Genomic DNA, 10,953 nt, shown 5'->3' with positions numbered 1-10,953 from the left:
GCCACCACGCACCCCTGCTCACGAGAGGCCGAGATCCCGGTCGATCACGTCGAAGAGCTCTTCGTTGCTGGCCCTGCTGAGCTGGTCCCGCAGGTCGTCGAAGCCAGCCGGGTCGTCGCCGCCCGCACCCCGGTGCCGGGTGAGCAGCGCCTCCAGCCGCAGGACGACCCTGAGCCGGTCCACGTCGTCCTCCGCCCGGGCCAGCAGCGCCTCCTCCAGGAGGTCCAGCTCGGCCGTGGAGGGCAGGGCCGCCGTGTCGTCCGGCAGCGCCTCGGTCAGCAGGTGGGCCGCCAGCACCGCGGGTGTCGGGTGGTCGAACACCACGGTGGCGGGCAGGGCCAGGCCGGTGGCCCGGCCGAGCCGGTTGCGCAGTTCGACGGCGGCCAGCGAGTCGAAGCCGAAGTCCCGGAACGGACGGTCGACGTCGATCGCGGCCGGTCCGTCGTGTCCAAGCACCACGGCCGCGTGGGTGCGGACCAGGTCGAGCAGGACGGGCTCGCGGTCGGCGGCCGGCAGGCCGGCCAGCCGCTCGCGCAGGGCGGCGAGCCGGCTCCGGTCCTCGCCCTCGTCGGCGGTGCCCGCGGCGAGCGCCCGGACCTCGGGCAGTTCGGCGAAGAACCGGTTGGGCCGCAGCGCGGTGAACGCGGGAACGAACTGCTCCCAGGCGATGTCGGCGACGGTGACCGCTCCGGTGTCCAGGTCCAGCGCCCGCTGCAGGGCGCGCATCGCCCGGTCCGGCGCCATCAGCGAGATGCCGCGCCGGCGCATCGGCTCCTTGATCGCCTGGTCGACCATGCCGCCGCCGTCCCAGGGCCCCCAGGCGACGGCCAGCGCGCGCACGCCCTCGGCGTCGCGCCGCTGCGCCAGGGCGTCGAGGTAGGCGTTGGCGGCCGCGTAGCAGGCCTGTTCGCCGACGCCCCAGACGCCCGCGATGGAGGAGAAGTGCACGACCGCGTCCAGCCGGCGCTGGTCGAGCAGTTCGTCCAGGTGCCGGGCGCCCGCGACCTTTCCGCCCGCGGTCCGTTCGAGCTCCGCGAAGGTGGTGTCGGTCAGCGGCGCCGAGGAGCTGACCCCCGAGGCGTGCACGACGGCCCTCAACTTCGGCTCCATCACGTCGAGTTCACCGACCAGCCGGGCGGCGTCCGCGCGGTCCGAGAGGTCGCAGGCGACCACCGTGACGCGGGCGCCGAGTTCCACCAGCTCGGCCTCCAGCGCGGCCAGCCCGGGGGCGCCGCGGCCAGCCCGGCTGACCAGCACCAGGTGCTCGGCGCCGCCGCCGGCCAGCCACCGGGCGACCTGCCCGCCGAGCGCGCCGGTGCCGCCGGTCACCAGGACGGTGCCGCGCGGGCGCCACGCGGGGGCCTCCGGGTCGGCCGTCGGGGCGTGCAGCAGCCGCCGCGCGAAGACGCCCTCCGGACGGACCGCCAGCTGGTCCTCGCCGTCGGCGGAGGTCAGCAGGCCCGCCAGCGCGTCGAAGTCCTCCTCCTCGGCCCCGGCGGGGAGGTCGATCAGACCGCCCCACAGCTGCGGGTGCTCCAGGGCGACGACCCGGCCCAGGCCCCAGACCGGCGCCTGGTCGGGCTCGACCGGCGGCTCGTACTCACCGGTGGACACCGCGCCCTCGGTCACGCACCACAACGGTCCGGCGATCCCGGCGTCCAGCAGGGCCTGGACGAGCAGCAGCGTGGTGGCCGTGCCCCCGGGCAGGGCCGGCACCGCGGGGTGCGGCACGGTCTCCAGCGCCAGCAGGGAGAGCACGCCGGCGGGCCGGTGCCCGGTGCCGACGGCCTGTCGCAGCCGGGCGGCCAGCTCGGCGCGGTCGGCGGCGTCCGCCTCGACCGGCAGTGTCACCACCGAGGCGCCGTGCCGGGTCAGGGCCTCCCGGTGGGCCCGCACCCGCTCGTCGTCGGCCTGCGCGGCGGGCACGGCCAGCAGCCAGTCGCCGGTGAGGGCGGGCGCCGGGGTGCCGGGGAGGGGCTCCCAGCCGACGTGGTAGCGCCAGCCCGCGACCTCGGCGTCCGCCCGGTCGCGCCGGTGCCAGTCGGACAGCAGCGGCAGCGCGGTGCGCAGCGAGGCCCGGACCTCGGGGTCGGTCACGTCGAGCCGGTCGGCGAGCGCGTCGGCGTCCTCGCCGGCCAGCGCGGCCCAGAAGCCCGGGTCGGCGGGCCCGCCGGCCGGCGCGGCCACCGGGTGGAGCCAGTAGCTCTCGTGCTGGAACGGGTAGACCGGCAGCTCGACCAGGCGGCCGTGGCCGTCGAAGAGCACCTGCCAGTCGACCGGGGTGCCCCGGGTCCACAGGTCGGCCAGCGCGGTGACGAACACCCCGGTGTCGTTCCAGCTGGCGCGCAGCGCCGTCGCGGTGAGCACCGACTCGGGCAGGCTCTCGCGGGCCATCGCGGTGAGCACCGCGTCGGGGCCGACCTCCACGAACCGGCTGACGCCCTCGGCCCTGAGGCGGTCGACGCCCTCGGCGAACCGGACGGTCTCGCGGACCTGCCGCACCCAGTAGTCGGGGGTGCGCAGCAGTTCGTCCTCCACCGCGCCGGTGAGGGTGGAGACGATCGGGATGCGGGGCGCGGCGAAGGAGAGCGTCGCGAGGACGGCCCGGAAGTCGTCCAGCATCGGCTCCATCAGGGCCGAGTGGAAGGCGTGCGAGACCGTCAGCCGGCTGGTCTTGCGGCCCTCGGCCGTCCAGCGGGCGGCGAGTTCGTCGATGGTCTCCGCCGCGCCCGAGACGACCGCCGAGCCGGCGCCGTTGAGCGCGGCCAGGTCCGCCGTCCCGGCGACGGCGCCGATCGCCGCCACCACCTCGGCCTCGGAGGCCTGCACGGCGAGCATCGCCCCGCCGGCCGGGAGCGCCTGCATCAGCCGGCCCCGCGCGGCGACCAGGGCGCAGGCGTCCGCCAGCGACAGGACGCCCGCGCAGTGCGCCGCCGCCACCTCGCCGATCGAGTGGCCGAGCAGGAAGTCCGGCAGCACGCCGAAGGACTCGAACAACCGGAACAGCGCCACCTCCAGCGCGAACAGCCCGGCCTGGGCCCACACCGTCTGGTGGAGGTCCTGGCCGCCGCCGAACACCACGTCCTTGAGGGAGTGCTCCAGTCGCGGGTCCAGCTCGGCGCAGACCGCGTCGAAGGCGCGTTCGAACACCGGGAATGCCTCGTACAGCTCCTGGCCCATCCCGCTCCGCTGGGCGCCCTGGCCGGTGAACAGGAAGGCGCTGCGGCCCTCCCCGGCCGTCCCGGAGACCACGGCCTTGTCGGGCAGGTCACCGGCCAGCGCGGCGAGCGCGTCGGCCAGGCGGTCCCGGTCGGCGCCGAGCACGACGGCGCGCCGCTCCAGCGGCGCCCGGGAGAGCAGCGAGAGGCCGACGTCCACCGGGTCGGGCTCGGTGTCGGCGACGAAGGCGTGCAGCCGGCCGGCCTGGGCGCGCAGCGCCCCGGTCGTGCGCGCCGCCAGCAGCCAGGGCACCACCCCGGGGGCCGGCTGCCCGGGAGCGGCCGGGGCCTCGGCGGCAGGGGCCTGCTCCAGGACGACGTGGGCGTTGGTGCCGCTGATGCCGAAGGAGGAGACGCCCGCGCGGCGCGGGCGGTCCGACTCCGGCCAGGGCTCGGCCTCGGTCAGCAGCCGCACCGCGCCGGCCGACCAGTCGACCTGCGGGGTGGGCTCCTCCGCGTGCAGACTGCGCGGCATGGTGCCGTGCCGCATCGCCTGCACCATCTTGATCACCCCGGCCACGCCGGCGGCGGCCTGGGTGTGCCCGATGTTGGACTTCACCGAGCCCAGCCGCAGCGGCCGGTCCGCGGGCCGGTCCTGACCGTACGTCGCCAGCAGGGCCTGGATCTCGATCGGGTCGCCGAGGCGGGTGCCGGTGCCGTGGCCCTCGACGACGTCCACGTCCGAGGTGGTGAGCCGCGCGCCGGCCAGCGCGTCCTCGATGACCCGCTGCTGGGCGGGGCCGTTGGGGGCGGTCAGGCCGCTGGAGGCGCCGTCCTGGTTGACCGCGCTGCCCCGCACCACCGCGAGCACCCGGTGGCCGAGCCGCTGGGCGTCCGAGAGCCGCTCCAGCAGGAGCATCCCGACGCCCTCGGCCCAGCCGGTGCCGTCCGCGTCGGCGCCGTAGGACTTGCAGCGGCCGTCCGAGGAGAGCCCGCCCTGCCGGGCGAAGCCGGTGAAGGTGTCCGGGGAGGCCATCACGGTGGCGCCGCCCGCGAAGGCCATCGTGGTCTCGCCGGAGCGCAGCGACTGGCAGGCCAGGTGCAGGGCGACCAGCGAGGAGGAGCAGGCGGTGTCGATGGTGACCGCCGGGCCCTCCAGACCGAGGGTGTAGGAGATCCGGCCGGTGGCGACGCTGCTCATGTTGCCGATGCCGAGGTAGGCGTCCACCCCCTCGGGGACGTCGATCATGCGGGCCGCGTAGTCCCGGTACATCAGCCCGGCGAACACCCCGGTGCGGCTGCCGCGCAGCGCGTGCGGGTCGACGCCGCCGCGCTCGCACGCCTCCCAGCAGGCCTCCAGCAGCAGCCGGTGCTGCGGGTCCATGGCGGTCGCCTCGCGCGGCGAGATGCCGAACAGCGTCGGGTCGAAGCCGTCCGCGTCGTGCAGGAAGCCGCCGCTGCGGGCGAATCCGGCGTCCTCGCCGACGTCCCAGCCGCGGTCCTCGGGGAAGGCGGAGACGGCGTCGACGCCCTCGGAGACCAGCCGCCAGAGCGCGTCCGGGCCGTCCACGCCGCCGGGCAGCCGGCAGGCCATGCCGACGATCGCGATCGGCTGGCGGTCCACCGACTCGGCGGCGTGCAGCCGTTGCCGGGTCTGGTGCAGCTCGGCCGTGACGCGCTTGAGGTAGTCGCGCAGTTTCTGCTCGTCCGCCATGTCAGGCCTCACAGGGTGTCGGGTAGGGGTTCGGCAGCAGGGTCACGAGGCGCCCAGTTCCTTGTCGATGAAGTCGAAGAGGTCGTCGTCGGTGGCGGCGTCCAGCCCGGCCACCACGTCCGGCGTCCCGGCCGCGGGAGCGCCGTCCTCGAAGCGGGCCAGCAGCGCCTGGAGGCGCCGGACCACGGTGATCCGCTCCGCCTCCGCGACCTCCGCCAGCTCGGCCTCGATCCGCTCCACCCGGTCGGTGAGCGAGGCGGCCGCGGTGCGGGGCGAGGCGATCCGCCCGGTCAGGTACTCGGCGACCCGGCCGGCCGACGGCTGGTCGAAGACCAGGGTCGCCGGCAGCCGCAGCCCGGTGCGGGCCGCGAGGCGGTTGCGCAGCTCGACCGCGGTGAGCGAGTCGAAGCCGAGGTCGACGAAGCCCCGGTCGGGCGCCACGGCCTCCGCGGTGGCGTGCCCGAGGACCTGCGCGACGTCCGCCCGGACGGCGTCCAGGACGATCCTGGCCTGCTCCGCAGGGGTGCGGCCGGCCAGCTGCCGCGGCAGCGACGGGCCGTCGGCGGCCGCGCTCGCCCGGCGCGGGCCGCCCGGCAGCAGTCCGCGCAGGATCGCCGGGACGGCACCGTCCACCGGGCCGGGCCGGGCCGGCAGGTCGAGGCGGACCGGCACCAGGTGGGCGCGGTCGCTGGTCAGGGCCGCGTCCAGGAGCGCGAGGCCCTGTTCCGCCGTCAGCGCGTTGCCGAGCCGGGCGGCCCGGTCGCCGAGGTGCCCGGTCATCGCGCTGGCCTCCGCCCAGACGCCCCAGGCGAGCGAGAGGCCCGGCAGCCCGCGCGACCGGCGCCGCGCCGCGAGGGCGTCCAGGAAGGAGTTGGCCGCCGCGTAGTTGGCCTGACCGGGCGAGCCGAAGGTGCCGGCCGCCGAGGAGAACAGCACGAACAGCTCCAGGTCCGTGCCCGCCGTCAGCTCGTGCAGGTGCACGGCCGCGTTCGCCTTGGGACGGAGGACGGTGGCGATCCGAGCCGGCGTCAGCGACTCGACCACGCCGTCGTCCAGCACGCCCGCGGTGTGCACCACGCCGCGCAGCGGGCGCTCCGCCGGGATCGCGGCGAGCACCCGGGCGAGCGCGTCGCGGTCGGCGGCGTCGCAGGCCACCACCTCGGCGCGGGCGCCGAGTCCGGCGAGTTCCGCGGTCAGCTCGGCGGCGCCGGGGCTGTCCGCACCGCGCCGGCTGAGCAGCAGCAGGTGGCGCACGCCGTACGCCTCGGCCAGGTGGCGGGCCACCAGTCCGCCGAGCACGCCGGTGCCGCCGGTGACCAGGACGGTGCCTCCGTCGGCCACCGCTCCGGTGCCGGGCCGCTCCGCCGTGCCGGGCCGCTCGAGGGTGCCGGGCTGCGCCGCGGTACCGGACGCCCGGACCAGGCGGGGCACCAGCACCTGCCCGTCCCGGACCATCAGCTGCGGCTCGGCACCGGTCGCGTACGGGTACCAGGCGTCGTCCGCCGGGTCCGCGTCGACCAGGACGAACCGGTCGGGGTGCTCGGACTGGGCAGAGCGCAACAGGCCCCAGACCGCCGCGCCGGGCAGATCGCGCACCCGCTCGGCCGGGCCGGCGGCGCCGGAGGTCAGCACCACCAGCCGGGAGGACTCGAAGCGCTCGTCGGCGAGCCAGTGCTGGACGGTCGCCAGCACCTCGGAGGCCGCCCGGAGTGCGGCACCCGCGTCGCCGACGGCATCGGCGGCGTCGACGGGATCGGCGTCGGTGCGGCCGGTCACGAGTGGCAGGACCACCACCGGGGGCACCTGCGCGCCCTCGGGCAGCCCCGACAGCGAGTCGATCCGCTCGCCCGGCACCGCGGCCGCGGCCGCGCTCCCGGCGCCGTCCTCGCCTCCGACGAGCACCCACCAGGCGGCGGTGTCCACCGGCGGCAGGGCCGGCACGGGCGTCCAGTCGACCGCGAACAGCCAGTCCCGGCCGGGCTGTCGACCGGTGTCCGGCAGCTGCTCCACGGCGGTCTCGCGCAGCACCAGGGAGTCGACGGAGGCCACCGGCGCGCCGATCCCGTCGGCGGTCCGGATCAGCACACCGTCCTCGGTCGGGGTCACCGCGACGCGCAACACCGTGGCACCGGTGGCATGCAGCCGGACCCCGGTCCAGGCGAACGGCACCCGGGGCGCCGCTCCGCCGGCCTCGACGAAGCCGATCACGTGCAGCGCCGCGTCCAGCAGCGCCGGGTGCAGACCGAACCCGGGCGCGGCCGCGGCCGCCTCCCCGGGCAACGCGACCTCGGCGTAGACGGTCGCGTCCTCGCGCCAGGCCGCCCGGACGCCCTGGAAGGCCGGCCCGTAGCCGTACCCGCCCTCGGCGAGGGCCGGGTAGAAGCCCTCCAGCGCCAGCGGTTCGGCGCCCGGCGGCGGCCAAGCCGACAGGTCGTACTCCTCCGCGGCACCCTCGGCGCCCAGGAGGCCGGTCACGTGGCGCACCCACGGCGCCCCGTCCTCCTCCGCCCGGGCGTGGATCTCCACCCGGCGGTCGCCGTCCTCGCCCGGGGCGGCCACCCGCACCTGGACCTGCACCCCGCCGGTCGCCGGCAGGGGCAGCGCGGACTGCACGAGCAGCTCCCGCAGGACCGTCGAGCCGACCTGCTCGCCGGCCCGCAGCGCCATCTCCACGAAGGCCGTGCCGGGCACCAGCACCCGGCCGAGGATGGCGTGGTCCGCCAGCCAGGGCTGGCCGGCGAGCGACAGCCGACCGGTCAGCAGCACCTCGTCCTCGCCGGCCAGCGCGACCGTCGCGCCGAGCAGCGGGTGGTCCGCCGCGCTCTGGCCGACGCCGCCCACGTCGCCCACGCCGGTGGCGGGCTCCAGCCAGAACCTGGTCCGCTGGAAGGCGTAGGTCGGCAGCGGCACCCGGCGTCCGGCCGGAAGCACGGACGGCCAGTCGACCTCGACACCGGCCGCCCAGAGCCGGCCGAGCGCGCGCAGTGCCGTCCCGGTCTCCTCGGCTTCGCCGCGGCGCAGCACCGGGACGAACACGGCCTCGGTGACGGACTGCTGGGCCAGGCCGCACAGCACGCCGTCCGGGCCGAGCTCCAGGTACCGGGTGACGCCCCGGCCGGCCAGGTGCGCGAGGCCGTCGGCGAACCGGACGGTGCCGCGCACCTGGCGGGCCCAGTACCCGGGTGTCCGGATCTCCTCGGGGTCGACCACCGCGCCGGTCAGGTTGGAGACGATCGGGATGCGCGGCTCGGCGAAGGTCAACCCGGCCAGCACCTCGGTGAATTCGGCGAGCATCGGCTCCATCAGGGCCGAGTGGAAGGCGTGCGAGACGGTCAGCCGGCTGGTCCGACGGCCCTCGGCCGTCCAGCGCGCGGCGAACTCCTCGACCACCTCCGCCGGACCCGAAACCACCACCGAGGCGGGCCCGTTGACGGCGGCCACGTCGAGCCGGTCGCCGATCTCCGCCCGCACCTCGGCCTCGGCCGCCTGGACGGCGAGCATCGCGCCGCCCTCGGGCAGCGCCTGCATCAGCCGGCCCCGCGCGGCGACCAGGGCACCGGCGTCGGCGAGGGAGAGGACGCCCGCCACATGGGCGGCGGCCACCTCGCCGATCGAGTGGCCCAGCAGGAAGTCCGGCACCAGGCCGCAGGATTCCGCCCAGCGGTACAGGGCGACCTCGACGGCGAACAGGCCGGCCTGGGCCCACATGGTCCGGTCGAGGTCGACGCCGTCGAGGACCACGTCCCTGACCGGCCGGTCCAGGTGCGGGTCCAGCTCCGCGCAGACCGCGTCGAAGGCCTGGGCGAACACCGGGAAGGCCTCGTACAGCCCTCGGCCCATCCCGGCCCGCTGGGCGCCCTGTCCGGTGAAGAGGAAGGCGAGCCGACCGGCGCCGCCCGGGGCCGCGGCCTGCCCCTCCCCGGCCGGGGTCTCCTCGTCCGCGAGCCGGTCGAGCTGGCGCAGCAGGTCCTCGCCGTCCCGTCCGACGGCGACGGCACGGTGCTCCAGTCCGGCCCGGGTGGTGGCCAACGACCAGGCGACGTCGGCCGGTTCGGGCGCGGGTGCCGCTGTCAGACGGGCACGCAGGGAGCGCGCCTGATCGCGCAGCGCGGCCGGGGTCCGGCCGGAGATCGGCCACACGACCGTGCCCTCGCCCGCAGTGGTCGGGCCCGCCGGTCCGCGGCGTCCGCCGATCGGCTCCATCGGGCCGTGGCCCGTGGTGGTCGGCCCGGCCGGGCTCGGAGCGGCAGCGCTCGGCTCGGCGGGGCTCGGCGCGGACTCCAGGATGATGTGCGCGTTGGTGCCGCTGATGCCGAAGGAGGACACGCCCGCGCGGCGCGGACGGTCGGCCTCGGGCCAGGGGCGCGCCTCGGTCAACAGCTCGACCGCGCCGGCCGACCAGTCCACGTGATGGGTCGGCTCGTCCACGTGCAGGGTGGCGGGCAGGACGCCGTGGCGCATCGCCTGGACCATCTTGATGACGCCCGCCACGCCGGCCGCGGCCTGGGTGTGCCCGATGTTGGACTTCACCGAGCCCAGCCAGAGCGGCCGCTCGGCCGGCCGGTCCTGGCCGTACGTCGCCAGCAGCGCCTGGGCCTCGATCGGATCACCCAGGCTGGTGCCGGTGCCGTGCGCCTCGACCGCGTCCACCTCCTCGGCGCGCAGCCGGGAGTCGGCCAGCGCCTGCCGGATGACCCGCTGCTGAGAGGGCCCGTTGGGGGCGGTGAGCCCGTTGGAGGCGCCGTCCTGGTTGACCGCGCTGCCCCGGATCACCGCGTGGATCTCACGGCCGTTGCGCAGCGCGTCGGAGAGCCGCTCCAGCACCAGCACCCCGACACCCTCGGACCAGGTGGTGCCGTCCGCGGCCGAGGCGAAGGGCTTGCACCGGCCGTCGGAGGCCAGCCCGCCCTGCCGGTCGAACTCGGCGAAGATGTTCGGACCGGCCAGGACGGCCACGCCGCCGGCCAGCGCCAGCTCGCACTCCCCGCGCCGCAGCGCCTGTGCGGCCAGGTGCATCGCCACCAGGGAGGAGGAGCAGGCGGTGTCCACGGTGACGGCCGGGCCCTCCAGGCCGAAGGTGTACGCCACCCGCCCGGAGACCACGCTCATCGAGGTCCCGGTCAGCAGGTAGCCCTCCGCGCCGGGCGGGAGCTGCGCGCCCACACCGTAGGTCGAGGCGTACGCCCCGACGAACACGCCGGTCGGTGAGCCGCGCAGTTCGGGGGCGACCAGCCCGGCGGCCTCGAAGGCCTCCCAGGACGCCTCCAGCAGGATCCGCTGCTGCGGGTCCATCACCAGGGCCTCGCGCGGCGAGATGCCGAACAGCTCGGCGTCGAAGCCCGCGACGTCGTCCAGGAAGCCGCCGCGCGGGGTGTAGGACGCGTCCTCGATCCGCCAGCCGCGGTCGGCCGGGAACGGGGTCACGCCGTCGAAGCCCTCGGCCAGCAGGCGCCACAGCTGCTCGGGGTCGTTGGCGCCGCCGGGGTAGCGGCAGCTCATGCCGACGATCGCGATCGGCTCGTCGGCGTCCCCGGCGAAGGCGGGTGCGGCGGAGCCGGACGCGGTCGAGGCGGGGGCCGGTGCGACGCGGTCGGACAGCGCCTCGGCGAGGTGGTCGGCCAGCGCGTCCGGGGTCGGGTAGTCGAAGACCAGGGTCGCGGGCAGCCGCAGCCCGGTCGCGGCGTTGAGCCCGTTGCGCAGCTCCACGGCGGTCAGCGAGTCCAGGCCGAGGTCCTTGAAGGCCTGCTTCGCGCCGACCGCGTCCGCTCCGGCGTGGCCGAGCACGCTCGCCACGTGGGCCCGCACCAGTTCCAGCAGCCGCGCACGGCGCTGATCGGCGTCCAGGCCCCGCAGCTGCTCCAGCACCGCGGCCCGGCTGCCGGCGCCGCGCTCGGCCGCGCGGCCCCTCGGGGCCCGCACCAGCGCGCGGAACAGCGGCGGAACCACGCCCGTCCTGGGGGCCCGGAGGTCGAGCGTCACCGGCAGGAGGTGCGGTGCGGGCAGGGTGATCGCGCGGTCGAACAGGGCCAGGGCCTGCTCGGTCGGCAGACCGGAACCCGTACGCGCCGAGGAGAGGTGGCC

General features: G+C 76.7%; 2 protein-coding genes. Both read right to left on the bottom strand.

Annotation, left to right across the window (positions count from 1 at the left end):
• Positions 1–18: 18 nt before the first annotated feature.
• A complete protein-coding gene (locus tag ABZ449_RS25090; RefSeq protein WP_360349880.1) occupies positions 19–4,872 on the bottom strand; it encodes a type I polyketide synthase in 4,854 nt (1,617 codons plus the stop codon).
• A 42-nt stretch (positions 4,873–4,914) separates the two neighbouring features.
• On the bottom strand, positions 4,915–10,953 hold a 6,039-nt coding region (locus ABZ449_RS25085), incomplete at its 5' end, for an SDR family NAD(P)-dependent oxidoreductase (protein WP_360349878.1).

This window comes from Kitasatospora sp. NPDC005856 (assembly GCF_040629945.1).
GTDB lineage: Bacteria > Actinomycetota > Actinomycetes > Streptomycetales > Streptomycetaceae > Kitasatospora.
This window is presented reverse-complemented; position numbering and strand designations above follow the sequence as displayed.